Origin of the sequence: Aquimarina latercula DSM 2041, assembly GCF_000430645.1 — a bacterium.
Lineage (GTDB): Bacteria > Bacteroidota > Bacteroidia > Flavobacteriales > Flavobacteriaceae > Aquimarina > Aquimarina latercula.
Window position 1 is genome coordinate 515,653 of the sequence record NZ_KE387185.1, and the last position, 23,364, is coordinate 539,016.

Annotated in this window: 27 protein-coding genes and 1 tRNA gene; 9 read left to right on the forward strand and 19 right to left on the reverse strand. The window is 32.8% G+C overall.

The window, feature by feature from the left end; genetic code table 11:
- Positions 1-20: 20 nt before the first annotated feature.
- On the forward strand, positions 21-674 hold the full coding sequence (locus H526_RS0120185; RefSeq protein WP_027394680.1) for a response regulator transcription factor: 654 nt from the start codon (positions 21-23) through the stop codon (positions 672-674).
- Between the two features lie 88 nt (positions 675-762).
- Here the strand turns inward: H526_RS0120185 and H526_RS0120190 are convergent, their stop codons facing one another.
- The gene (locus H526_RS0120190; RefSeq protein ID WP_027394681.1) at positions 763-1,353 is read right to left on the reverse strand and encodes a carboxymuconolactone decarboxylase family protein; all 591 of its coding nucleotides are present in this window, start codon (positions 1,351-1,353) and stop codon (positions 763-765) included.
- Positions 1,354-1,481: 128 nt separating this feature from the next.
- Here H526_RS0120190 and recJ point away from each other — a divergent pair, with 128 nt between their 5' ends.
- Together recJ and H526_RS0120200 are read left to right on the forward strand one after the other, a co-directional pair.
- Positions 1,482-3,167: a single-stranded-DNA-specific exonuclease RecJ gene (recJ, locus tag H526_RS0120195; protein ID WP_027394682.1), complete on the forward strand. Its 1,686-nt coding sequence runs from the start codon at positions 1,482-1,484 to the stop codon at positions 3,165-3,167.
- A gap of 60 nt (positions 3,168-3,227) precedes the next feature.
- Positions 3,228-3,575, forward strand: a complete 348-nt coding sequence (locus H526_RS0120200; RefSeq protein WP_027394683.1) for a hypothetical protein — start codon at positions 3,228-3,230, stop codon at positions 3,573-3,575.
- 10 nt (positions 3,576-3,585) lie between these two features.
- Here H526_RS0120200 and H526_RS29710 read toward each other — a convergent pair whose 3' ends face one another.
- From H526_RS29710 to pdxA, 12 genes are all read right to left on the reverse strand, one after another.
- The gene (locus tag H526_RS29710) at positions 3,586-4,518 is read right to left on the reverse strand and encodes an alpha/beta fold hydrolase (RefSeq protein ID WP_035086118.1); all 933 of its coding nucleotides are present in this window, start codon (positions 4,516-4,518) and stop codon (positions 3,586-3,588) included.
- 114 nt (positions 4,519-4,632) lie between these two features.
- Positions 4,633-5,271, reverse strand: a complete 639-nt coding sequence (locus H526_RS0120210; RefSeq protein WP_027394684.1) for a hypothetical protein — start codon at positions 5,269-5,271, stop codon at positions 4,633-4,635.
- A 48-nt stretch (positions 5,272-5,319) separates the two neighbouring features.
- Positions 5,320-5,772, reverse strand: coding sequence for a 3-oxoacyl-ACP synthase (locus tag H526_RS0120215; RefSeq protein ID WP_027394685.1), 453 nt, complete (start codon positions 5,770-5,772; stop codon positions 5,320-5,322).
- 124 nt (positions 5,773-5,896) lie between these two features.
- The gene (locus H526_RS31145; protein ID WP_051336254.1) at positions 5,897-6,439 is read right to left on the reverse strand and encodes a dioxygenase family protein; all 543 of its coding nucleotides are present in this window, start codon (positions 6,437-6,439) and stop codon (positions 5,897-5,899) included.
- A 73-nt stretch (positions 6,440-6,512) separates the two neighbouring features.
- Positions 6,513-7,187 (reverse strand): monofunctional biosynthetic peptidoglycan transglycosylase, encoded by a 675-nt coding sequence (mtgA, locus tag H526_RS0120225; protein WP_027394686.1) that lies wholly within the window; start codon positions 7,185-7,187, stop codon positions 6,513-6,515.
- Between the two features lie 18 nt (positions 7,188-7,205).
- Entirely contained in the window at positions 7,206-8,318 is a 1,113-nt protein-coding gene (locus H526_RS0120230) for an NAD(P)/FAD-dependent oxidoreductase (RefSeq protein ID WP_027394687.1), read from the reverse strand.
- A gap of 48 nt (positions 8,319-8,366) precedes the next feature.
- The gene (gene accC / locus H526_RS0120235; protein WP_027394688.1) at positions 8,367-9,719 is read right to left on the reverse strand and encodes an acetyl-CoA carboxylase biotin carboxylase subunit; all 1,353 of its coding nucleotides are present in this window, start codon (positions 9,717-9,719) and stop codon (positions 8,367-8,369) included.
- A 90-nt stretch (positions 9,720-9,809) separates the two neighbouring features.
- Entirely contained in the window at positions 9,810-10,301 is a 492-nt protein-coding gene (accB, locus tag H526_RS0120240) for an acetyl-CoA carboxylase biotin carboxyl carrier protein (protein WP_027394689.1), read from the reverse strand.
- Positions 10,302-10,329: 28 nt separating this feature from the next.
- A complete protein-coding gene (locus tag H526_RS0120245; protein ID WP_027394690.1) occupies positions 10,330-11,325 on the reverse strand; it encodes a beta-ketoacyl-ACP synthase III in 996 nt (331 codons plus the stop codon).
- A gap of 269 nt (positions 11,326-11,594) precedes the next feature.
- Complete coding sequence (gene rpmF, locus H526_RS0120250; RefSeq protein ID WP_027394691.1) at positions 11,595-11,792, reverse strand: 50S ribosomal protein L32; 198 nt, start codon at positions 11,790-11,792, stop codon at positions 11,595-11,597.
- A gap of 10 nt (positions 11,793-11,802) precedes the next feature.
- Positions 11,803-12,342, reverse strand: a complete 540-nt coding sequence (locus H526_RS0120255; RefSeq protein WP_027394692.1) for a YceD family protein — start codon at positions 12,340-12,342, stop codon at positions 11,803-11,805.
- Between the two features lie 164 nt (positions 12,343-12,506).
- On the reverse strand, positions 12,507-13,577 hold the full coding sequence (gene pdxA / locus H526_RS0120260; RefSeq protein WP_027394693.1) for a 4-hydroxythreonine-4-phosphate dehydrogenase PdxA: 1,071 nt from the start codon (positions 13,575-13,577) through the stop codon (positions 12,507-12,509).
- An 85-nt stretch (positions 13,578-13,662) separates the two neighbouring features.
- Here pdxA and H526_RS0120265 point away from each other — a divergent pair, with 85 nt between their 5' ends.
- Entirely contained in the window at positions 13,663-14,250 is a 588-nt protein-coding gene (locus tag H526_RS0120265) for a riboflavin synthase (protein ID WP_027394694.1), read from the forward strand.
- Between the two features lie 15 nt (positions 14,251-14,265).
- The gene (locus tag H526_RS0120270; RefSeq protein ID WP_027394695.1) at positions 14,266-15,000 is read left to right on the forward strand and encodes a hypothetical protein; all 735 of its coding nucleotides are present in this window, start codon (positions 14,266-14,268) and stop codon (positions 14,998-15,000) included.
- Positions 15,001-15,082: 82 nt separating this feature from the next.
- Here the strand turns inward: H526_RS0120270 and H526_RS31895 are convergent, their stop codons facing one another.
- The 3 genes from H526_RS31895 to H526_RS0120285 form a co-directional block, all read right to left on the reverse strand.
- Complete coding sequence (locus tag H526_RS31895; RefSeq protein WP_155839739.1) at positions 15,083-15,256, reverse strand: hypothetical protein; 174 nt, start codon at positions 15,254-15,256, stop codon at positions 15,083-15,085.
- 217 nt (positions 15,257-15,473) lie between these two features.
- Positions 15,474-16,889: a serine hydrolase domain-containing protein gene (locus tag H526_RS0120280; protein WP_027394697.1), complete on the reverse strand. Its 1,416-nt coding sequence runs from the start codon at positions 16,887-16,889 to the stop codon at positions 15,474-15,476.
- A gap of 19 nt (positions 16,890-16,908) precedes the next feature.
- Positions 16,909-17,874 carry an ankyrin repeat domain-containing protein gene (locus H526_RS0120285; protein WP_035086120.1) on the reverse strand — a complete coding sequence of 322 codons (966 nt, stop codon included), beginning with the start codon at positions 17,872-17,874 and terminating at the stop codon, positions 16,909-16,911.
- Between the two features lie 212 nt (positions 17,875-18,086).
- Here H526_RS0120285 and H526_RS0120290 point away from each other — a divergent pair, with 212 nt between their 5' ends.
- Both H526_RS0120290 and H526_RS0120295 read left to right on the forward strand, forming a co-directional pair.
- Positions 18,087-19,160 (forward strand): sensor histidine kinase, encoded by a 1,074-nt coding sequence (locus H526_RS0120290; protein ID WP_027394699.1) that lies wholly within the window; start codon positions 18,087-18,089, stop codon positions 19,158-19,160.
- A 3-nt stretch (positions 19,161-19,163) separates the two neighbouring features.
- Positions 19,164-19,880, forward strand: coding sequence for a LytR/AlgR family response regulator transcription factor (locus tag H526_RS0120295; protein WP_027394700.1), 717 nt, complete (start codon positions 19,164-19,166; stop codon positions 19,878-19,880).
- A gap of 45 nt (positions 19,881-19,925) precedes the next feature.
- On the opposite strand, the gene H526_RS0120300 is transcribed toward H526_RS0120295, so the two are convergent.
- Together H526_RS0120300 and mce are read right to left on the reverse strand one after the other, a co-directional pair.
- A tRNA-Ile gene (locus tag H526_RS0120300) sits at positions 19,926-19,999 on the reverse strand.
- Between the two features lie 56 nt (positions 20,000-20,055).
- Positions 20,056-20,457 carry a methylmalonyl-CoA epimerase gene (gene mce, locus H526_RS0120305; protein ID WP_027394701.1) on the reverse strand — a complete coding sequence of 134 codons (402 nt, stop codon included), beginning with the start codon at positions 20,455-20,457 and terminating at the stop codon, positions 20,056-20,058.
- A 115-nt stretch (positions 20,458-20,572) separates the two neighbouring features.
- On the opposite strand from mce, the gene rbfA reads away from it, so the two are divergent.
- Positions 20,573-20,965 carry a 30S ribosome-binding factor RbfA gene (gene rbfA / locus H526_RS0120310; RefSeq protein WP_027394702.1) on the forward strand — a complete coding sequence of 131 codons (393 nt, stop codon included), beginning with the start codon at positions 20,573-20,575 and terminating at the stop codon, positions 20,963-20,965.
- A 90-nt stretch (positions 20,966-21,055) separates the two neighbouring features.
- Positions 21,056-22,261, forward strand: a complete 1,206-nt coding sequence (locus H526_RS0120315) for an ABC transporter permease (RefSeq protein WP_027394703.1) — start codon at positions 21,056-21,058, stop codon at positions 22,259-22,261.
- 12 nt (positions 22,262-22,273) lie between these two features.
- Here H526_RS0120315 and dusB read toward each other — a convergent pair whose 3' ends face one another.
- Complete coding sequence (dusB, locus tag H526_RS0120320) at positions 22,274-23,266, reverse strand: tRNA dihydrouridine synthase DusB (protein ID WP_027394704.1); 993 nt, start codon at positions 23,264-23,266, stop codon at positions 22,274-22,276.
- Positions 23,267-23,364 lie beyond the last annotated feature (98 nt).

Genomic DNA, 23,364 nt, shown 5'->3' on the forward strand with positions numbered 1-23,364 from the left:
AACAACCTAAATAAATACCCATGGAAATTATAAAACTAGGATTAGTAGATGATCATAATTTGTTTCGAGAAGGGATTAAATCACTTTTGGATAAAATGGACAATATAGAACTGGTTTTAGAAGCTGTAAGCGGCAAAGATCTATTAGCTAAATTAAATAAACTTGTTCCAGATGTGATTCTATTAGATTTAGAAATGGAAGAAATGAATGGAGTAGACGCTACGTTAAAAATAAAAGAGTCATATCCAAATATGAAAGTTATTATTCTCACTATGCATAAAGAAGAGCGAATGATATCATATTTGATGGAAGTTGGAGCTAATGGATACTTGCTTAAAGATACCAATCCACAAGAATTAGAGGATGCAATACGATCTGTATGTGATAAAGGTTTTTATTTTAATCCTTTTGTTTCTCAGGCGTTACTGAAAGGATTAAAGAATAAGTCCAACAAGCCTCCTGTAATTGGAAAAGATTATCATCTTACTACTAGAGAGTTAGAAGTGTTGGAGTTGGTGACCAAAGAATTTACGACGGCAGAAATTGCGGCGGAATTATTTTTGAGTGTTCGAACCATAGAAGGCCATCGAAAAAATTTAATGATGAAATTAGAGGTAAAAAACACTGCGGGATTGATTATTAAAGCAGTACGAGAGAAGATTATTTCTGTCTAAAAACAATCATAAAAAGGCCTCACAGATTATTGAAATTTGTGAGGCCTGATATTTTAAGAGATAAGAAAACCTATATGTTCAATAGATATTATACGTGTTTTCCTTTTTCCCAACCGTGTTTTCCGAGATATTGTTCGCCAGATTCAATAGCGCCTTCTTCTACGGTAGTTCCCATAGAGTCATTCCAACGATTTAGATATCCAAACAAAGAAATCACACCAAGCATTTCTACGATTTCACCTTCATCCCAATATTTATAAAGTTCTGTTTTGATAGCCTCATCAACATTGTTAGGTACCAAAGAAGCAGCAAGTGAAAAATCTAGTGCAGCACGTTCCGCATCACTAAAAGCTGGGTGTGTTTTATATTCCCAAATATTATCTAACTGTTCCTGTTCTGCACCATAACGTTCTGCAGCACGTATAGCGTGCGCTTGACAATATCTACATCCTGTAGCATTACTACTTACCCAAGCAATCATACGTTTTAGAGCAGAGGTTACACGACCTTCATTTGCCATAACCGCTTTGTTAAGATTAATAAAGGCTTTAGAAATGGCTGGTCTTCGCTGCATGGTCAATACAGAATTTGGACAGAAACCTAAGGTTTCGTTAAAGAATTCCGCCAATTCTTTGGTTTCTATATCATGTTCTGCGGATAGAGGTGTAACTAATGGCATGTGTATGTATATTTTTTTGAGTTAATTTAATTTTAGCAAACCAAAATACAAAACTAATGTCAAACCGGAACGAGTAGCGATGTTTTTTGTACTTTGGTTTTTTAAATAATTTCGGAAGGATAATGCCAATGAGATGGACGCTTAGACCAAAACCAAATATTACTGCAATTACCAACCTGTCAAAAGCACTTAATGTAGATGAAATCATTGCTTCTTTACTAGTTCAAAGAGGAGTTGATACATTCGATCAAGCTAAACAGTTTTTTAGACCTTCCTTAAAAGATTTACATGATCCTTTTTTGATGAAAGATATGGATATTGCTGTTTCTAGAATAGAAAAAGCAATATCAGATGAAGAGAATATTATGGTTTATGGAGATTATGATGTAGATGGAACTACTTCTGTAGCTCTGATGTCTTCGTATTTAGAAACCATTACATCACAAGTAGCAACATATATTCCGGATCGATATGCAGAAGGATATGGGGTTTCTTATCAAGGAATTGATTATGCCTCTGATAATGATATTTCACTTATTGTAGCGTTGGATTGTGGTATAAAAGCAATAGAAAAGGTGGCATATGCAAAATCAAAAGGAATTGATTTTATCATTTGTGATCATCATAGACCGGGAGATATAATTCCAAAAGCAATTGCAGTATTGGATCCTAAGAGAGAAGATTGTGATTATCCTTATAAAGAATTATGTGGTTGTGGAGTAGGTTTCAAACTAATACAAGCTATTGCTTCTAAAAGAGGTGATTCTATAGAAGATCTTCTAATATATTTAGACCTTGTTGCTACAGCAATCGGAGCGGATATTGTTCCGATAACAGGAGAGAATAGGGTGCTTGCTTATTTTGGTTTAAAAGTAATAAATCAAAATCCAAGAACAGGTTTTAAAGCAATGTTATCGCAAGTAAAAAAGAAAACGCTAACAATTACTGATGTAGTATTTATGTTGGCTCCTAGAATTAATGCAGCAGGAAGAATGAAACATGGATTGCATGCGGTAAACTTGCTTAAGGAGAATGATTTAGAGCTTGCATTACAATATGCTTCTGAGATAGAAACGTATAATAGTGATCGAAAAGATGCTGATAAAAGTATTACTGAAGAAGCTTTAGAGCAAATAAGCCAAAATTCTGAAGAAGATAAATTCACAACAGTAGTTTATGATGAGAATTGGCATAAAGGAGTAATCGGAATTGTAGCATCCAGACTTACAGAAACATATTATCGACCAACCTTAGTTTTCACAAAGAGTGGCTCTAAGTTAGCCGCTTCTGCCAGATCAGTTAAAGGATTTGATGTATATAACGCATTGAATGAATGCGCAGAATATATAGAACAATTTGGAGGTCATAAATACGCAGCAGGATTAACATTGAAAGAAGAACAGTATGAGCCGTTTAAGAAAAAATTTGAAGAAGTAGTAGCTACCACTATCGACAAAAGATTATTGACACCAGAAATAATGATAGATACAACAATGGAGTTGGATCAAATTACACCTAAGTTTTTTAGAATTTTAAAACAATTTGCACCCTTTGGTCCAGGGAATCTGGCGCCTGTGTTTATGACAGAAAATGTAAAAGATACGGGGTATGCAAAATGCGTAGGAGCAGATGAGAAACATTTAAAGTGCAAGATGCAAAAAAATGGATTGGCAATAGGAGGAATTGGTTTTAATCTAGGACCTAAATTTAATTTGATATCCGATAATAAGAATGTGAAAGTAGCATATAACATTGATGAAAATGAGTGGAACGGAACAGTTTCTCTACAATTGAAGTTAAAAGATATAATTTAATCTATTTTTATTTAGATTAATTATAAATAATTAATATTTTTGAATCAAATATGATTCAGAATGAGTGCTATAGATAGAATTTACAGTAATAAAATTGGAATATCTTTCTTTTGGAGAAAACAAAAATCAGATGATTCGCCAAAAGTTCAATTGGTATTTAGGGATATTGGATTTTTACTTACCTTAAATGAACTTAAGGATTTTTCGGATTCATGCAGACTTACCGAGCAATCTCAATGTTGTGATCAATGTAGTCATAATTGCAGATCACTATTACTTAGAACGCCATCTGATAAAATTGATTTAGCAATAAGTAAAGATGAACTAGAACAAGTACATGAGTTAATCAACGGTACTGTTTTTAGAGTAGAATTACAAAAATGGATAACCAGTACTGGACGAAACTAATAGTATTTTTCTATCGAAGAAAATCCAAAATTTTATAAGATATTTCTTCTGCTTTAGTTTCTTGTATAAAATGTTTTTCATCTATAAAATGAATATCTGCCTCATCAATTTTCAGGGCATTTGTCACTTTAGTTTGTTGAGGAGTCCATTGTAACATGGTGTCATGAATCCCCCAAATAACTGCAACAGGAATTTCAATATTTTCAAAAACTAAAGAATAATCAGGAAAATAATTACAAGTTCTTGTAAAGAAATAATACATTCCATCAGTTTTACCTTCTAATAAAGGAGTTTTATAACCCTCTACATCTATTTCGTTTAACGTATTTTCTTTAAGCCCTTCTTTGAATAATGATTTCAGAAGTGTATTGGTTGTAACTCCATTCCGATAGGACCACATTGCAGCTTTAGCAGCTGGACCAGGACTAAATCGTATTGGCGGATAAAAACCTTCCTCATACAATAATGTATTTAGTATAATAAGTTCTTCAATTCGTTTAGGAGCTTGATTAAAGAGCTCCCAAGTCCATACACCTCCTACATCGTGCATTACGTGAGACCAATATTCAATACCTAAACCATCCATTAAAGCAAGAAGCCTTTTTACATGTTCTTTTTCACTATAAATTTTATATCCTTCTGGAGAATCGCTAGAACCATATCCTAACATATCTGGAACAATAACTCGATAGCCTCCAGCAACCAGAGGGTCTATCATTTTACGATATAGCCATCCAGAAGTAGGAACCCCATGAAGAAGTACAATTGCCGGTCCACTTCCTTTATCTATATATTTAATTATGCCATCTTTACTTGGAAATGATCGTTGTTGGGCTCTAAATTCTTCATAAGTCATTTGACCTTTTCTGATTTTAGTATTCTGATATGGTTTGCACCCAAAAACAATTACTACGATTAGAAGTAATAAAGAAAGCTTCTTCATTTAGATTGACAATTTGTGAGGTAGCAATTTACTTAAAATCATTTTTTTATACTATTAGATTTAACAAATTTCTAGTACCTCTATTTATATATTATATTAATGGGGGCGTTTGATCTATTCTGTTATAACAATACCATTTAATAATTCTTCGGCAACAGGCTTATATTCCTCTAAAAGATTTTGAGATGTGTATGCTAAAAATTGAACAGATCCTTCTTCATTCGAAAAATAGTACCCGTAATAAGAAATCTTTATTCCTTGCATAGTACCGTTCATCTGCATCAATAACATTTTCAGTCCATTGACCATTCTGTATTCTTCTTTTACAACTTGTATGTCAGGAGCAATTTCTCTTCCATTTTCAAGTGCTAATTCTTTAAATGATTCTAGAGGGATTTCTACTTTTTCAGTAATAATTATAGCATATAAATCTTCTCCACGTAATTGAAGTTCGTACTCAGCATCATCATTATTAACCCCTTTTTTAAAAGACCATTTTTTGGGGTTTAACCAAAATCCTAATTTAGTACTGTTGCTTTTTAATAAGAAAGTTGATTTCTCACTTTTTTCGAATGTAGCAGGATTCGTAGTAATTTCTTTTTCAATTTCCTCTTCTTGATTTAAGTATTTCCACGTGCCATCGGTATATAAAATTACTTCTTCACCAGTTTCCGTTACAGCATTTGTTTGAGCTTGTAATGAACTAGTGATCAAAAGAACAATTATAGAAAGTAATGAGTAGTTGTTTTTCATTATTGTAGATGTTTATATTGTACAAATCTATTAGATTTTATTTTATAATTACACCAAATTTTTTATTTGTATTTCATTCCCATTAAAGTTAAAATAATCACCTATCTTTTTTCCTAATAGTAATTTTCCAATTGGAGTATTGGTAGCTATTGCGAAATACGTTTTATTGTCTATAATAATTTTCCCGGACGAAATGCTTAAGAAATAATTCCCTAGTGATGTTTCTATGATGTTTCCTAATCGTATTACTTTAGAAGACGAGTATATATCAATTTTAGCTAAGGTTTCTTGAAGTTTTTGAACCTCTGCTAATTGCGCTCCTGCTTTTTCTCTTTCTAATTGCAACATTGCCCTCCCAGTTTCATGTTTGTCACCAGCGGTACTTTTTGTCTCAGAGTTAAGAGATTCCTGAATATTAGCAATTCTATGTTCAATACGATTTAAGCGATCCTGTACAAATTGTTGACAATGATCATATAGAGTTTCTTTAATGTTTCCCAAAAAAAAATAGATTTAGAATTCTAATATAGAACAACTGTAATAATTGCACAAATATGAACTTCGTTAAGCAAAAAGAAGACTAATTTTAAACTAATAATTTTCTTCTTTAGTGGATTCACTAAAATTAAGTTTTTGGAAGAAAAACATCTACAATACCTTCTAGATATCCCATATTATTATAATTAAAATCGATAACTCTACAATTTTCTGCTACTATAGCAATTTCATCAATTAATATTCTTGGGTCGTCTTTAAAATAAATTTGAGTTTCCAATGAATGATGCCCTTTAGCAGAAATTTTATAATGAAAATGCCTAGCTCTATATCCATATACACCTGGTCGTATAGTTTTTATTTTATAAGCTCCAGATGCGTCCGTAATAATACATCCTGTTAACGTTGTTTGGGATGGAAAATAAAAATTACCATCATTATGATACGCACCTGCATCGTCTGCATGCCAGATTTCTATTTTTGCATTTGGTACTATCTGTTTGTTTTTGGTAAAGATTTTTCCCGATATTATTGTGGGAATTCCAGGTAGGTTTTTGGTATTTAGATTTACAAATTGATGTGATGTAGAGAAGTCAGAATATTGGGTAGCTAAGCTATTTTTTATCCCATTCGTATGTTGTAAAAAGGTATTATTTCCTGAATTGGTTTTCATAATAAAGAATTTTAAGGGATTTACTTTAAAACAAACCACTCGGATTTTACCCTACCATCTGGAGATATTTTTTCTACTTAGAAATAGAAAAAGCTCCATAATTACGCATCTGTAGGAGAATCCATTTTTTTCTTTTTTGTATATAATTAGATGCTGGTTCTGCTAGATATTTTCTAGGGTTAGGAAGTATTGCTGCTACTGCGGCAGCTTCATTTTTAGTAAGACTTGTGGCAGGTTTATTAAACCAAAATATAGCAGCAGCTTCTGCACCATAAATTTGATTTCCCATTTCTATGCTGTTAAGGTATACTTCAAGAATACGTTCTTTACTCCAGAGAGTTTCTATCAAAAAAGTAAAATAACTTTCTAGCCCTTTACGTATCCAACTTCGTTGTGGCCATAAGAAAACATTCTTTGCTGTTTGTTGGGATATAGTGCTAGCACCTCTTAATCGTTTCCCTGTTTTGTGTTCTTTAATTGCTTTTTCAATTGCCTTGGTGTCAAAACCTTTATGTTCTAGAAAATGTTGATCCTCACTACAGATAACGGCAAGTTGTAAGTTTTTAGAGATATTTTTTAGGTCAACCCATTGATGTTCTATTGGGATTTTTTCGATGGATTGAGCGTTTCTAATAATCATCAGTGGAGTCACAGGAACATTGACCCATTTGTATATGAATACCCAGATTACACTAAGGATTAAGAAGGCTAAAAAACCTTTGAAAATCAAACGAAAGATTTTTTTCATAGTTAATCGGAAATTGATTTATAACAAATCTGCTAGCTCCATGCCAACCTGACTTCCAATTGCTATACCCATACCACCAAGCCGAACTCCGCAGAAAATATTATTGGATACTTGTTTGACAATAGATTTTTTTTGGGAACCAACTCCCATAATACCACTCCAGCGATATTCAATTTCAAAAGTAGTACCTGGTAAGATAGTTTCTTTTAAAATCTTTTCTAGTTCTTGTTGTACTAATTCTGTTTGACCTTGTTTAGTAGTCTCCTCAGCTTTGAAATCAAGATTTCTTCCTCCACCAAAAAGTATTCGATTATCAATATTTCTGAAGTAATAATACCCTTTGTCTAGGTGAAATGTACCCTTAATATTTAAGCCTTCAATTGGTTTGGTTATTACTACTTGTGCTCGCGCAGGCTTTACATTTTGAATTCCAAATCGAGAGGCGAAACCATTGGTGGCGATTAGTACTTTATTAGAGGAAAACGTAAAATGATTTGTTTTTATTTCGACAGTGTTCTGATTTTCAATAAGATCCTCGACAATACAGTTGTTTAATATCTTAACACCAGAAGTTTGAACTTTTTGCAGTAATGCGCTCATCATTTTACCGGTATCGATTTGCCCTTCAAATTGATTTACGATATAATGCGGTTGAATATTTTTGAAGCTGAAAGTATTCTTTGTTTCTAAAAATACGTCATCTTTAAAAACAGGTGTTAATAGGGAGTTTATATCTGAGATTTTAGAAATGCAATTTTCATATAGATTAAAATCAGTTTTTGTGAAAAGCTCGTAACCTCCGTTACGATGATAATCAATATTAGAATCACCGAGATTATTACGCAATAATTGAAGGCCATTTCTTCTCTTTTGTACTAAATCTAAAACTTCTTCTTGAGAGTGAGTCTCTAGGTCATCCAGAATTTCGGAGATACTTCCAAAACAGGCGAAACCTGCATTTTTAGTGCTTGCTCCATTAGGAAAAACTCCTCGTTCTAATATAAGTATTTTAGCCTTTGGAAACTTTTGGTGTATTCTTAGAGCACTGTTTAATCCAACAATTCCACTACCGATGATAGTAAAATCGACATTGGATAACCACGTTTTATATTCCCAATAGCTAAAATCCATTATAATAAGTTCATAAAAAAAGCCTCAGTAATGAGGCTTAATTGTTAGTTAGTTATCTTTTGGTTCTTCCATCTCAAAATCCTCCATAAACTTCGTGGTGTAATTTCCAGAAACATAATCGGGATGATCCATAAGTTGCCTATGGAATGGGACAGTAGTTTTTATTCCTTCTACTACAAATTCATCAAGAGCCCTTTTCATTTTATTGATTGCTTCTTCGCGAGTTTGAGCAGTGGTGATTAATTTAGCGATCATAGAATCGTAATTCGGTGGAATAATATAACCACTGTATACATGAGTATCTATACGTACTCCGTGACCACCTGGAAGATGTAAATTCGTTATCTTACCTGGTGAAGGGCGAAAATCTTTGTACGGATCTTCAGCGTTGATTCTACATTCAATAGAGTGTAATTGTGGGTAATAGTTTTTACCAGAAATTGGTACTCCAGCAGCAACTAGTATTTGTTCTCTAATTAAATCATAATCTACTACTTGCTCTGTGATAGGATGCTCTACTTGGATTCTAGTATTCATCTCCATAAAGTAGAAGTTACGATGTTTATCAACTAAGAATTCTACAGTTCCAGCTCCCTCGTATTTAATATATTCTGCAGCTTTAACTGCTGCTGCTCCCATCTCATCTCTTAGTTCATCTGTCATGAACGGAGAAGGAGTTTCTTCAGTAAGTTTTTGGTGTCTTCGTTGTACAGAACAGTCTCTTTCAGACAAGTGACAAGCTCTACCATTACTATCACCTACAACTTGGATTTCGATATGTCTTGGTTCTTCGATCAGTTTTTCCATGTACATATCATCGTTACCAAAGGCTGCTTTACTTTCTTGTCTGGCAGATTCCCAAGCATTTTGTAAATCTTCTTCTTTCCAAACTGCACGCATACCTTTACCACCACCTCCAGCACTTGCTTTAAGCATTACCGGGTAGCCTGTTTCTTTAGCAACTTTTATACAGGTTTCGAAATCAGGAATTACACCTTCGCTTCCAGGAACACAAGGGACTCCTGCTTCAATCATAGTAGATTTAGCAGATGCTTTATCTCCCATTCTATCAATCATTTCTGCACTAGCACCGATGAACTTTATCTCGTGCTCTTCACAAATTTTAGAGAATTTAGCATTCTCTGATAAGAATCCATATCCTGGATGAATAGCATCGGCATTTGTGATTTCTGCAGCTGCTATTATATTGGACATTTTTAAGTATGATTCGCTACTTGGTGCTGGTCCTATACATACAGCTTCATCAGCAAAACGAACATGTAAACTTTCAGCGTCAGCAGTGGAGTATACTGCTACGGATTTTATACCCATTTCTTTACAGGTTCTGATTACACGCATTGCAATCTCACCTCTATTGGCTATTAGAATTTTTTTAAACATAACGTTCTAAATTTAAAAATCTCAAATTCCATGTTCCAAATTCCATACTATTGGATTTTGGGATTTGTCAATTGGAATTTTAAAATTGGGTTATGATGGGTCTATTAAAAATAATGGTTGATCAAATTCTACAGGAGAATTATCATCAGCTAAAATCTTAACAATTTTACCTGAGACTTCACTTTCAATTTCATTGAAAAGTTTCATTGCTTCGATGATACAAAGCACATCTCCTTCTTTGATTGTGTCTCCAACTTCTACAAAAGTTGATTTATCCGGAGATGGTTTTCTATAAAGCGTTCCTATGATAGGAGATTTTATAGTAATGTATTTAGAATCGTCTTCTTCTTTTGCTGCGGGTGTTTCTGTAGCTGCAACTGGCGCAGCAGCTTGTACTTGTGTTACAGGTTGTGCTGCTGGGACTGCACTACCTACAGGTATTTGTTGTACAATTGTTGTTTCTTTGTTGTCTTCTGAAGTTGTTCTGATAGTAATTTTTACATCTTCCATCTCTAACTTCACTTCGCTAGCCCCAGATTTGGCCACGAATTTGATTAAATTCTGAATTTCTTTTAAATCCATAATGTTGGGTATTGTGTGTTTTAGTTGTTTAGGAATTATAGGCCCATTTTAAGAAAATGGAACCCCAAGTAAAGCCTCCACCGAATGAGGCAAATACTATATTATCTCCTTTTTTGAGTTGTTTTTCGTAATCACTTAATAATAAAGGTAAAGTTGCTGAGGTAGTATTACCATATCTATGAATATTCATAAGAACTTTACTATCATCTAGGTTCATTCTATTAGCAGTAGCATCAATAATACGTTTATTAGCTTGATGCGCAACAAGCCAATCTACATCATCTCCTGTAATATTATTACGCTCCATGATTTTAGTACTAGCATCTGCCATATTGGAAACAGCGTACTTAAAAACAGATTTACCGTCTTGTTGTACAAAATGTTGTCTATTTGCTATTGTTTCTTCGGTTGGTGGTAAAATAGATCCTCCGGCTTCAATTTTTAAAAATTGGCGACCCACTCCATCCGTACGTAAATATTCGTCTTGTAGTCCTAATCCTTCTTCATTAGGTTCAAAAAGGGCTGCACCACCTCCATCTCCAAAGATGATACAAGTCGTTCGATCTGTATAATCAATTATTGAAGACATTTTATCAGCTCCGATTAGTAATATTTTCTTATATCTTCCTGCTTCTATATAGCTGGCTGCGGTAGACATTCCGTATAAAAAGCTAGAACAAGCAGCTTGTAAGTCATAAGAAAAAGCGTTTATCGCTCCTATCTCAGATGCAGCATATGCTGCTGTTGCTGCTACTGGAAGATCCGGAGTAGCAGTTGCGAATATTACCATATCTATCTCTTTGGGATCGAGATTTTTTTTAGCAATTAAATCTTCTGCTGCTTTTATACCTAAGAAAGAGCTTCCTTTGCCTTCTTCTTTAAGTATTCTTCGTTCTTTAATACCAGTACGAGTGGTGATCCATTCATCGTTTGTATCGACCATGGTTGCTAATATATCATTAGATAACACATAGTCCGGCACATAAGCGCCTACAGCTGTGATAGCGGCTGTGATTTTACTCATATCTTGATTTTAGTTTCACCTGAATCTTTTATTTGGTTTCAGATGGAATTCGCTAATAACTCTGTTGCTTGCTCGCTTTTCAGGAATTAGCATCAATAAATTGCTTAGCTCATTTCGTTACTTGTTATACAAAACGCATAAAAAGTGGTTGAAAATACTAAATTACATGCAAATATGGCGCAAAATAATTGGATTTTGACACATATTCAACTAAAAACAAAAAAACTCTCACATTTGTGAGAGTTCTTGTTAGAATTTTAACAATATACTTAAGCTACTTCTTCTTCAGTATTGTCAATAATTACTTGACCACGGTAATATAATTTACCTTCGAACCAATGTGCTCTGTGGTATAAATGTGCTTCTCCTGTTGTAGGATCTGTAGCTATTTGTGGTACAGTAGCTTTATAATGTGTTCTTCTCTTATCTCTTCTTGTTTTGGAGATTTTTCTCTTAGGATGTGCCATTGCTTAGCTATTATTTATCGTTTAATAAGTTTTTTAATTTATCCCAACGAGGATCAATTTCCTCGTTATCATTTTCTAATGTTTTCTCTTTCGGGCTTAATTCTTCTAGTTTTTCAAGTATATCAGATTCTAATGTTCCATCTTCGACACCAGGGTGAACTCTTTTAGAAGGTACTCCTAATACAATAAGTTCATAAATATATTGTTGAACGTTGATTTCATATTCTCCGTAAGGAATAATAAGAATTTCTTCGTTCTCATTGTTGTACTCTTCTCCAAATTTAACAACTAAAAAGAATTCATTCTTAATAGGTAAATTAAAAGGTTCATTGGTGACATCGCAATTAACATTTATGGTACCATTGGCCACAAATCCAAGCTCTAACATTGTCGTTTTTTTATTAAACTCCAAATCAACTTTAATTGCAGATGCATTAAATTCATCATACTCAAAATGTTCAAAGAACGTATTGCCAATCTGATACTCAAACTTGTGTAATCCTTGCTTCAGTCCAACAAAAGGGATATTAAACTCTTTTAGTGGTTTCATTTCATCATCAGTTTTGAGTCTCTGCCAATTCGGCAAAGGCGGGTGCAAAGATAACAAAAAATCGTTATGAATGCATTTTTGTAAATAAAATTATATCAGAAAGTTAGTCTCTGACAATGTTTTAGCTCTTAAGTATGGATATACTCAATTAATTTTCTTTTTAATTATTGTTCTTTGTTGCTTTTATATTGGGGTTTTCGAGGTTGTTTCTTTAATGGATTTTTTGTTAACTCTTTGTACTCATTTCTGTTTTTGAAAATTTTCAAAGCCGCAAATACAGCCTCCTTAAACGATCCATTATCAGCTTTATTTTTTCCTGCAATTTCAAATGCAGTCCCATGATCGGGAGATGTTCGTACTTTGTGTAAACCTGCTGTATAGTTAACGCCTTTGCCAAAAGATAATGTTTTAAAAGGAATCAAACCTTGATCATGGTAAGATGCAACGATCGCATCGAATGTTTTATAACTATTTGATCCAAAAAAACTGTCCGCTGCATAAGGTCCGTATACTAATTTACCGGACTCATTTATTTTCTTGATAGTAGGTTTTAGAATTTCTTCATCTTCTTTTCCTATGACACCATTGTCTCCACTATGAGGATTAATTCCTAAAATTGCTATTTTTGGTTTACTAATGCCAAAATCTTGTTTTAAAGTAGTGTAAATGGTATCAACTTTTTGCTCGATAAGTTTAGGAGTTATCGTATCAGCAATGTCCTTAACGGCTACATGATCTGTGAGCAAACCAACTTTTAATGTATCTGTAATCATAAACATTAAGCTGTTTCCCTCTAATTCTTTGTCTAAATAATCTGTATGCCCTGGAAAATTAAAATCTTCTGATTGAATACTATGTTTGTTAATTGGAGCGGTTACAAGTACATCTATTTCATCATTTTTTAATGATTTGGTAGCTGCTTTTAGTGATTTTATAGCATAAGCTCCAATTTTTTCATCTTCTTGTCCAAAATTAATATCAACTCCTTCTTTCCAGACATTTAAGACATTTATTTTTCCATCTATAATTTGTGAAGTCTTATCAATTCCATGAAGATTAACATTAATATTATACTTCTTTTTAAGAAAAGAAAGAATTTTAACGGATGCAAAAATTACAGGAGTGCAGAAATCAAGCATTCTAGAATCTGCAAATGTCTTTAAAGCTACTTCACTTCCTATGCCGTTTAGATCACCTATTGATATACCTAATCTTATTTTTTCTTCTTTCTTCATTATAATCTACTTTATAAGTATTTTTGAAATCTAAAAAAAGATCTCAAATTTTGAGGTCACAAATTTAACTAAATAATTCGCATTTATGTTTACAGGAATCATCGAAGAATTGGGAACAGTTACTAATCTGAAAATTGATCAAGAAAATTTAGATATTACCGTTCGTGCGAATTTTACTTCAGAATTAAAAATTGACCAAAGTGTTTCCCATAATGGAGTTTGTCTTACTGTTGTTTCTATTTTAGATGACACTTATACTGTTACTGCTATTAAAGAGACTTTAGAAAAAACTAATTTAAATGATCTTACAGAAGGAAGTGTTGTTAATCTAGAAAGAGGAATGAAACTTGGTGCTAGATTAGATGGCCATATTGTTCAGGGGCATGTAGATCAAACTGCAGTTTGTAATAATATAAAAGAGGCAAATGGGAGTTGGTATTTTACTTTTGAATATGATCCTTTGCTAAATAATATCACGATCGAAAAAGGTTCTGTTACTGTTAATGGAGTTAGTTTAACAGTTGTGAATTCTAAAAAGAATGAATTTAGTGTAGCTATTATCCCGTTTACATATGAACATACTAATTTTAATACTTTTAATGTTGGTACTGTGGTAAATTTGGAGTTTGATGTTATTGGTAAATATGTGAAAAGAATTACAGAATTAGGTTAGGTAATAGTTAAGAAAATGAAGAAAAGGATTTTAATGATACTAGCTTTTTTGTCACTTCTTTCTTGTAATGAGACTAGTGAAGTTCTATATAAAGATAGTTTCGAGGCGTATTCTGTTGGAGAAACGCCAAGTGATCCTTGGGAAAAGACAGGTAATGGAATTGCTGTTATTGATGATACCAAATCGTTTAGCGGAAATAAATCAGTCCATTTTGTAACGGGAGAAGGATATAATAACCGTGCTTTTTTAGGGATCAATCATATTTTTCCATTAAAAAATAATGCATACTATGGTAGTCTAAAAATGTATGTTCAAGAGGCTTCTCCTAACGGAATCCATTGGACAATGATCCAGAGTTCAGGTAAGGTAAAAAGTGAAGATTATTCTTCGGAAATTAGATATGGTGGTCAGCATAATAAAAAGTTGATGGCTAATTATGAAACACAAGGGGTAAAAAGTGATTGCTGGAAGCATTCTGATATAGAAATGCCAGAAGGTAAATGGTTTACGTTACAATGGTATTTTAATGGAAATCAAGATACAATGCGGTTATGGTTGGATGGAGAATCAATAGAATCCCTAACTGTGGTAGGTAATGGAGAAGGTTGTGTGGAAAATGATACTAATGGTCAATGGGAATTTCCGATAATGGAAAATATACTACTAGGTTGGGTTGATTATCAAACTGGAGGTGGAACAAGAAATATCTGGATTGATGACTTGATCATATCTTTGGAAAAGATAGATTAATAATTAATTTAATAAACCTATGTTGAATTATGGAATTACTCCAGTCCAATTAAAAATCTGACGTATCAATTAATGATATATTTTAACTAGCAAGAATCGTATCTATTTTTTCTACTTCATTAAACCGAAAAAGAGAGAAAGTTTCTTCATCTATCTTTAAAATTACACCTCCTAGATCTTTAACATCGGCGCACGATTTAAAATCCAATACTTTACCAAAATGTTGGCTTTTAGTATCAATTACTTTATACTGCATAATCACAAGTTTTGATTTGTATTCCCTTATATCATTATAGCTGTTCTTTCCCCAAAAAACATACCATAATGTAGTGATCCTAGGTTGTAAATCTAAGATGAGTGATTCAAATTTAAAAATTATTTTATCAGGTTTTATTAACAATATTGGTTTAATGCTTTGATTTTCAAAGTTTAAGTAGGTTTTTAGGGTTGTTGGACTAAAACCTCCGAAAACCTTAGTTTTTTCTAAGGCTTTTAAAACTTGCTAACGGTTTTTCTTGTTTTGGATTTACTGATTGTCTATTAAAATAAGTGTACAATCTACCTTTTAGGAACTCTTTTTCTAGAAGACTTAGATATAAAAGACCATATGGTGTCGCTAATGTATAATGATCTTTGCTGCCTAAATAATAAATAGGATTGGATTTTAAAAAGTTGTCATTTGTAGTCTCTAATAATCCGTTTTTTTGATCAAACGAAAGTGTTCCTTTAAATTCTTTTGAACCTTTATTAGAGTTAAAAGTTAACTCGACTTTTTGATTCTTTATTCGTAGAAGTGAATTTGTTTTGTGATGCTCTCTCACGATTTGAGCAAATATATGTGCGGTTTCTTCAATTAATACTTGACAACTGGTATTTACCATCAGGGAAATACTTACATTTTCTTCTGGAAAATAGGCGACTACAGTTCTAGCACCTAACCAATTGCCAGCATGTTCAATAACTTTGTTTCCAAAAGGATCAATTGAGGTGCGCCAAGCAATTCCTACATTGGTTTTTGTCCCATTTAGTAATTGATGACTTTTAAACATTTCTGCAACCACAGCTTCTGAAATGAAATCAGTGCTGTATGCATTCATCATTTTTACTAAGTCTATGGAGGTACTTCTAAAGCTAGCTCCAGGAATTTTATAACTTCCGTTAGTAATTCTCTCCTCGCGTAATTGGTTCTTTTTTATATAATATAATTGTGCATCTTTTTTAGATAGCATATTTATGTTTTCAGCTTTGGTGTTAACCATTTTTAAAGGATCGAATATATATTTTTGCATATACTCCAAGTAGCTTTTTCCTGATGCACCTTCAATAACTGCTGCTAATAAATTATAAGCGTGCGTGGAATATTTATAATCTGTATCAGGTGGAAAAAGAAGCGGAGCCTTCATTAATTCTACTGTTTCCCTAATAGAAGTGTATTGTTTTTTTTTATACCGATTTCCTTTTGGACGGTGCTCTAATCCAGAAGTGTGCCCTGCTAGTTGACGTGTAGTCAAGTTTTTATAAGGTTCTTTTATGTAGGGGATATATGTTTTTATTGGAGCATCAAAATCTAATTTCCCTTCTGATGCCAAACGGCCCAATGCAGTGGCCGTTATGACTTTGGCTACAGATGCTGTACGTACTCGTATAGTTGGTTCCATTTTAATACCCTCTTCAATATTTGCGTAGCCAAATCCATCTGCATATATCAGGTCTCCATTTTTACTAATGGCAATTGACATTCCTGCAGTATGGGTTTGTGCTAAAAAGGCTTTTGCTAAAGTTTCAATTTTAGAATTTACCGAATTTGAAAGTTTACTGCTGTTGTTTTGAGCCCGTACAACAAAAGTTGAAAATAATAATAGTAAAAAGTAGATATATATTGTTTTCATTAGTATGTAAATTATGAATTTATCTTACCGCTCCTTTGTCTACTAAATAACTAATAACCTCTTGATGATTTCCTCTCTTAGCCATTTTTAAAGCACTTCTTTTTTCGGATAGTATAGAGTAACTGTCTCGTACAGATTTATTTATATCAGCACCTTTATCAACTAGGAATTTTACTGTTTCTAAATGTCCATTCCACGCGGCTCCGATAAGAGGTGTTTCATCTCCAGAAACAAAAGCATTTACATCGGCACCTTTGTTTACCAAGAACTTAACGATTTCTAAATGGCCTCTTTTAGATGCTACGATTAATGGATTTCCATCGCGATCACTTTTTTTATTCACGTCGGCACCAAGAGATACCAAAGCTTTTACCATCGCAAGATCTCCTTTGACTGACGCTTGTATCAAAGCAGTTCCATCACCAATAGTTTCTTTATCAATATCCCCATTAGAGGAAAGTAGTAGTTTTAAAATTTCGATATTTCCTGAAGCTCCTGCTAATTGAATTGGATTGCCATCTCCTTCTACTTCGCTATTGGGGTTAGCGCCTTCTTTTAAAAACAGTTTTACAATTTCGCTATTATTTCCTTTTACGGCGGACATTAATGGAGTTCCATCACCACTAATTTTTTGGTTTACGTCGGCTCCTTTTGAGATCAAGTATTTTGAGAATTCAAAATGACTATTTTGTGCAGCAATCATAAGTGCACTTGCATCATTTTTATATCTATAAGAGGTTTTAGCTCCTGCGCTAAAAAGCAGTTTCGCGATAGGTAGATTCCCGTTTAAAGATGCCATTCCTAATGGAGTTCTTGGTTGTATTAATCCTTTATATGTGCAATTGGGATTAACAGTTTTTAAAAGCTGTTCGACTTTGTTTTTATCATTGCTTTTAACTGCTTTTAGGAGATCTTCGCAAGTTTGAGATTTTGCAGATATACTGCTAATAAATAAGATGATCAAAAATGTAATTAAAGTTTTCATAAGTATTCGTTTTATTTTGATTATAAACCAAAAGTATTGGTTAAAAGGCCACATAAAATATTAAATAGACGAACTGATGTTTTCTGCAAATAGAAACTTGATTAATAAGGATTGTTACATTGATCAGTTGGAAACAGCTTTCTGTACGGAGTTATTCAGTGTTAGGAGTTTTGTGCTCTATTACGCATCATTAATATGTATTTTTATGGTGTATGAAAAACAATAATTCATTTTTGGATAATGTTCTACAGAATAGAGTTCTTTCGCATATACTGTTTTGGTGTTCTTTTCTAGTGATATTTACAATATTAGGAGTTTTGGATTCAGGAACTTTTAAACCTAATGCGCTAAGCAATTTGGCAATGTTACCCTCGCAAATTGCCGCAGCTTATTTTCTTAATTATTATCAGTTACCTAAACTTCTTTTAAAAAAGCGATACTTTTTATTTTTTGTATCCATTTTTTTAAGTGTATATTTTCTATCTGCTTTTGCAAGGTTTAATGTAGTTCATATTGTAGAACCCTTTTTTAGAGAAAATTTTGAACAAGAAACTATTAAAGAAATCTTGCTAGATTTTATCTATATATTTTCTGTATACTGTCCTGCAGTGTATACATATGCGCTTATCATGTTAGCTGTTAAAGCTATTAAAACTCGATTCGAAGAGAAACATCAAATAGAAATATTGCAGAAAGAAAAAGCTACGAGTGAACTAAAATTTTTAAAGGCTCAAATTCAACCACATTTTTTATTTAATACACTTAATAATTTATATGCGCTTACATTGGCAAAATCAGATTTAGCACCAAAAGTAGTTTTGAAACTATCAGAATTACTTGATTTTATTTTATATCAAAGTGATCAGGCAAGTATCTCGATTGAAAAAGAAATTGAACTAATACAAGGTTTTATAGATCTTGAATCCCTACGATATGGTAATGCACTGGATGTTTCGTTTGAAAAGAGAGTAGATGACCTGAATACTCAAATAGCACCCTTGGTTTTATTACCGCTTATAGAAAATGCATTCAAGCATGGAGTGAGCAGCGATCCTAAGAATGCCAAAATACATATTGATTTATTAGTTTCTGGTAATAGTATAAAGTTTAAAGTATTTAATACAAAACTTAATGATTCAGTAAAAGAGGTAACGAATACAAAATCAGGAATTGGAACTAGTAACCTTAAACGCCAATTAGAAATTAATTATCCTAACAAGTATACATTAGAAATAGATGAGAAACAGGATAGTTATTTTGTAGAATTATTGATAGATTTGAGTTAGGCTATGAAAACAATAAGATGTATAGCTATTGATGATGAACCTCTAGCGCTCGAAGTAATACAAGCTCATTTAAAGCAAATTCCGGATGCAGAACTTGTAGCAAGTTATACGGATCCTATTGAAGCTTTTGATAAGCTTAAAGATTCAACAATTGATCTTATTTTTTTGGATATTGAAATGCCTTTATTGTCTGGTTTAGATTTTGTTAAATCACTTAAAAACCCACCGAAAATTATTTTCACAACGGCTTATCGTAACTATGCTATTGAAAGTTATGAACTGCTGGATGTAGTAGATTATTTATTGAAGCCAATTTCATTTATGCGTTTTTTTAAAGCTATCAACAAATACAAAGCATTAGTTAATACTGTAGTTATAAGAGAAGAAATTAAGGAATCTGCAATTACTAATGATCATCTATACGTGAATTCTAATAAGAAGTTTATTAAAATTAATTTTGAAGAAATACTTTATATTGAAAGTATTAAAGATTACGTAAGAATCCACTTGAAAGATGCCTCTATTATGACAAAGGATTCGATTACTAATTTTAAACTTAAATTGCCTGATAATTTTTTAAGAATACATCGTTCATTTATCGTTAATATTATAAAAGTAACAGCTTTTACTAAGGTTGATGTAGAGATCGGGGATAAAGAAATTCCTATTGGAGCAAGTTATAAGGAATATGTTATGAGTTTTCTTTCTAGTAGCCAATAACTCTATAAAACAAAAAAAGCCTTAGTTTTCACTAAGGCTTTTCGGTGGTCCCACTTGGGCTCGAACCAAGGACCCCCTGATTATGAGTCAGGTGCTCTAACCAGCTGAGCTATGGGACCTAAAACGGAGGGCAAATTTAAGTAATTGCATCAAACACGCCAAACATTTTTTTAATTTAATTTATCTCTTGGCAAAGCTCTACCAAAACACCATTCGTAGTTTTGGGATGTATAAAGGCAACGAGCTTATTGTCAGCCCCTTTTTTAGGAGTTTTATTGATTAGTTGAAACCCTTCTTTTTCTAATCTTTCTAATTCTTTTTCGATATCATCTACGTCAAAAGCAATATGATGTATCCCTTCTCCCTTTTTAGAAATAAATTTTCCAATAGGTCCATCTTCTTTAGTACTTGCAACGAGCTCGATTTTATTTTCACCTACTTTAAAAAAAGAAGTAATAACAGATTCACTTTCTACTATTTCTTGTTTGTAAGGAGCAACGCCCAATAATTGTTCATATAAACTGTTCGATTGATCAATATCTTTTACAGCAATTCCGATGTGTTCTATTTTATTAATATGATTCATGAGATGTTGTTATAACTTTGGAAGTAAAAGTACAAAATAGGTATAAGCAAAGGATTTTATAGCAAAAGAAAATCAAAGCATCACATATTTAGCTATTTTTGCAGTTATGGAAACAAATAGACAGAAAAAAATAGGTGGAGTATTACAGCGTGATGTTGCTGATGTAATACAACATGCATTGCGTGAAGCTGGAGTACAGGGGATTTTAGTTTCTGTTACTAAAGTAAGTGTTACGACTGATTTATCGATCGCTAAGGTATATATGAGTGTTTTTCCGCATAACGAAGGAGAGAAAGTTTTACAGGAAGTGAATGCAGTAAAATCACAAATAAAACATCAAGTAGCACAGCGAACAAAAAATCAACTTCGTCGTATGCCAGAATTATCCTATTATATAGATGATTCTTTAGAGTATATTGATAATATCGATAAAGCAATAAAAGGAAAAGAAAACCCATTAGAGAATCCAGATTTATTGCCACGTCGCAAGAAGAAGTAAAACTTTATCGTTATTGCAAAATAAAAGTACACCATTATTCTATTATCTTTAATTAAAATTAAACTTACCTAAAACTTAGGATCTAACAATTTGAAATTTTCTTACTACATCGCTAAGCGTTATTTATTTTCTCCTGGTAGTAGCAATGCTATTAATATTATTACGGGTATCGCAGCAGCTGGAGTTGTAATAGGAGCTATGTCCTTATTTTTAGTGTTATGTGGATTTGCGGGTTTGAAAGATTTTAGTCTTCAATTTTCATCTTATTTTGATCCGGATCTTAAGATTTTTCCAGCAAATGGAAAAACATTTGTTTTTGCAGATGCTCAAAAGGAAAAACTAACAGATTTGAAAAGTGTAGTAAGTTTTTCTGAAATTGTAGAGGAGCGAGTATTTCTTAAGTTTAAAGACAAACAAAAAACGGGCATTATCAAAGGTGTTGATACTAATTATAAGAATGTAATTCAGACCGATAGTATTATTATTCATGGGGAATGGTTAACTGGCAATAATGCGCAAGTGGTTGCTGGTTTAGGGATTAGTAGAGAGTTAGGAATGGGTGTTGAGCAAGTTTATACTAACTTCTTAAATATATATGTACCAAAACCTGGTAAAGGAATCCCTAAAGATCCATCCAAAGCTTTTAGGAAAAAAAGTGGTGTAAATATTGGCATGTACTCGGTAAATGAAGATTTAGATAAAAAGTATGTTTTTAGCACTATTGGTTTAGCAAGAGAGTTATTGGCTTTGCCAAATGACAAAGTTACTAATGTAGAGCTTAAATTAACACCTGAATCAGATCCAGAATCTGTAAAAAATGATATTTTAAAGATTTTTGATAATCAAGTTATTGTAAAGGATAGAGTACAGCTTAATGATACTTTGTACAAAATGCTAAATACTGAGAACCTTGCAGCATATTTAGTGATTACCTTGATAGCAATTATAGCTTTGTTTAATGTTGCTGGAGCTATTATTATGATGATTATTGATAAAAGAAAAAATATTAAAACATTGCATAGTGTTGGAGCATCATTACAAAATATTAGAAAAATATTTTTGTTTCAAGGATCTTTAATGACAATTCTAGGAACCTTATTAGGATTACTTTTAGGATTTATAGTGATTACGTGTCAGCAACAGTTTGGTTTGTTAATGATTACGCCCACATTGCCATATCCAACTAAAATTACATTAGTTAGTTTTGCGCTAGTATTTTTTACAATAACGATCATTGGAGTTATTGCATCTTTATTAGCATCGGGTAGAATTAATCAAAAGTTAGTAAATTTTTAGATAAGAAGCTTTTTATACAAATTCAAATCCACTGAATTTTTCTTGTATTTCATCAAATGCATTAAATACATCGATAGAATCATCACTAGTTACCATTTTCATGCGATATTCTTTAAAGTGAGGAATTCCTTTAAAATAATTGGTGTAATGTCTTCTAGTTTCGAAAACACCTAGCTTTTCTCCTTTCCAATCAATTGCCATTTGCAGATGTCTACGAGCCGCAATTACTCTTTCTTCTATCGTTGGAGGAGGTAGATGCTCTCCAGTTTTAAAATAGTGTTTTACTTCTTTAAAAAACCAAGGATATCCAATACTTGCACGTCCAATCATGGCGCCATCTAATCCATATTGATCTCTCATTTCCATAGCACGTTCAGGGCTGTCAACATCTCCATTTCCAAAAACAGGAATATGCATTCTTGGGTTGTTTTTTACTGCTGCAATTGGTTTCCAATCTGCATTACCTTTATACATCTGCGCACGTGTTCTGCCGTGGATTGCAATTGCTTTTGCACCAACATCTTGTATTCGTTCTGCGACTTCTACAATTTTGATAGAGTCATGATCCCAGCCTAATCTAGTTTTAACGGTAACTGGTAATTTGGTATGTTCTACCATTGCTTTGGTTAAGGATACCATTAGATCGATATCTTTTAGAATACCTGCTCCTGCACCTTTACTAACAACCTTTTTAACTGGGCATCCAAAATTTATATCAATAATATCTGGACCGGATGCCTCTACAATCTCTACAGATTTAAGCATGGAATCAAGATTAGCACCAAAAATTTGAATTCCTACAGGACGTTCTTTTTCATAAATATCTAACTTCATTACGCTTTTTGCAGCATCACGAATCAGCCCTTCGCTAGAAATGAATTCAGTGTATACCACATCCGCCCCTTGTTCTTTGCACAAAGCTCTGAATGGTGGGTCACTTACATCTTCCATTGGTGCTAACAGCAATGGAAATTCTCCTACATCTATGTCTCCTATCTTTGCCAAAACCCTATGTTTTAATGAATTTTATTGTTGTAATAGGTAGCAAAAGTACGAATTATAAGTAATCTTCAAAGATGAATGAGATTTCAATTATCGTGTAG

What these genes read in the sequence shown, in the direction of transcription:
- H526_RS0120255 (WP_027394692.1), bottom strand. Translation starts at nt 12,342, where the DNA reads ATGAAACCACTAAAAGAGTTTAATATCCCTTTTGTTGGACTGAAGCAA.
- H526_RS29710 (WP_035086118.1), bottom strand. Translation starts at nt 4,518, where the DNA reads ATGAAGAAGCTTTCTTTATTACTTCTAATCGTAGTAATTGTTTTTGGG.
- recJ (WP_027394682.1), top strand. Translation starts at nt 1,482, where the DNA reads ATGAGATGGACGCTTAGACCAAAACCAAATATTACTGCAATTACCAAC.
- H526_RS0120295 (WP_027394700.1), top strand. Translation starts at nt 19,164, where the DNA reads ATGAAAACAATAAGATGTATAGCTATTGATGATGAACCTCTAGCGCTC.
- H526_RS0120185 (WP_027394680.1), top strand. Translation starts at nt 21, where the DNA reads ATGGAAATTATAAAACTAGGATTAGTAGATGATCATAATTTGTTTCGA.
- H526_RS0120280 (WP_027394697.1), bottom strand. Translation starts at nt 16,889, where the DNA reads ATGAAAACAATATATATCTACTTTTTACTATTATTATTTTCAACTTTT.
- H526_RS0120270 (WP_027394695.1), top strand. Translation starts at nt 14,266, where the DNA reads ATGAAGAAAAGGATTTTAATGATACTAGCTTTTTTGTCACTTCTTTCT.
- rbfA (WP_027394702.1), top strand. Translation starts at nt 20,573, where the DNA reads ATGGAAACAAATAGACAGAAAAAAATAGGTGGAGTATTACAGCGTGAT.
- H526_RS0120200 (WP_027394683.1), top strand. Translation starts at nt 3,228, where the DNA reads ATGAGTGCTATAGATAGAATTTACAGTAATAAAATTGGAATATCTTTC.
- H526_RS0120230 (WP_027394687.1), bottom strand. Translation starts at nt 8,318, where the DNA reads ATGGATTTTAGCTATTGGGAATATAAAACGTGGTTATCCAATGTCGAT.
- accB (WP_027394689.1), bottom strand. Translation starts at nt 10,301, where the DNA reads ATGGATTTAAAAGAAATTCAGAATTTAATCAAATTCGTGGCCAAATCT.
- H526_RS0120245 (WP_027394690.1), bottom strand. Translation starts at nt 11,325, where the DNA reads ATGAGTAAAATCACAGCCGCTATCACAGCTGTAGGCGCTTATGTGCCG.
- H526_RS31895 (WP_155839739.1), bottom strand. Translation starts at nt 15,256, where the DNA reads ATGCAGTATAAAGTAATTGATACTAAAAGCCAACATTTTGGTAAAGTA.
- mtgA (WP_027394686.1), bottom strand. Translation starts at nt 7,187, where the DNA reads ATGAAAAAAATCTTTCGTTTGATTTTCAAAGGTTTTTTAGCCTTCTTA.
- pdxA (WP_027394693.1), bottom strand. Translation starts at nt 13,577, where the DNA reads ATGAAGAAAGAAGAAAAAATAAGATTAGGTATATCAATAGGTGATCTA.
- H526_RS0120190 (WP_027394681.1), bottom strand. Translation starts at nt 1,353, where the DNA reads ATGCCATTAGTTACACCTCTATCCGCAGAACATGATATAGAAACCAAA.
- H526_RS0120265 (WP_027394694.1), top strand. Translation starts at nt 13,663, where the DNA reads ATGTTTACAGGAATCATCGAAGAATTGGGAACAGTTACTAATCTGAAA.
- H526_RS0120285 (WP_035086120.1), bottom strand. Translation starts at nt 17,874, where the DNA reads ATGAAAACTTTAATTACATTTTTGATCATCTTATTTATTAGCAGTATA.
- rpmF (WP_027394691.1), bottom strand. Translation starts at nt 11,792, where the DNA reads ATGGCACATCCTAAGAGAAAAATCTCCAAAACAAGAAGAGATAAGAGA.
- H526_RS31145 (WP_051336254.1), bottom strand. Translation starts at nt 6,439, where the DNA reads ATGAAAACCAATTCAGGAAATAATACCTTTTTACAACATACGAATGGG.
- H526_RS0120210 (WP_027394684.1), bottom strand. Translation starts at nt 5,271, where the DNA reads ATGAAAAACAACTACTCATTACTTTCTATAATTGTTCTTTTGATCACT.
- accC (WP_027394688.1), bottom strand. Translation starts at nt 9,719, where the DNA reads ATGTTTAAAAAAATTCTAATAGCCAATAGAGGTGAGATTGCAATGCGT.
- H526_RS0120290 (WP_027394699.1), top strand. Translation starts at nt 18,087, where the DNA reads ATGAAAAACAATAATTCATTTTTGGATAATGTTCTACAGAATAGAGTT.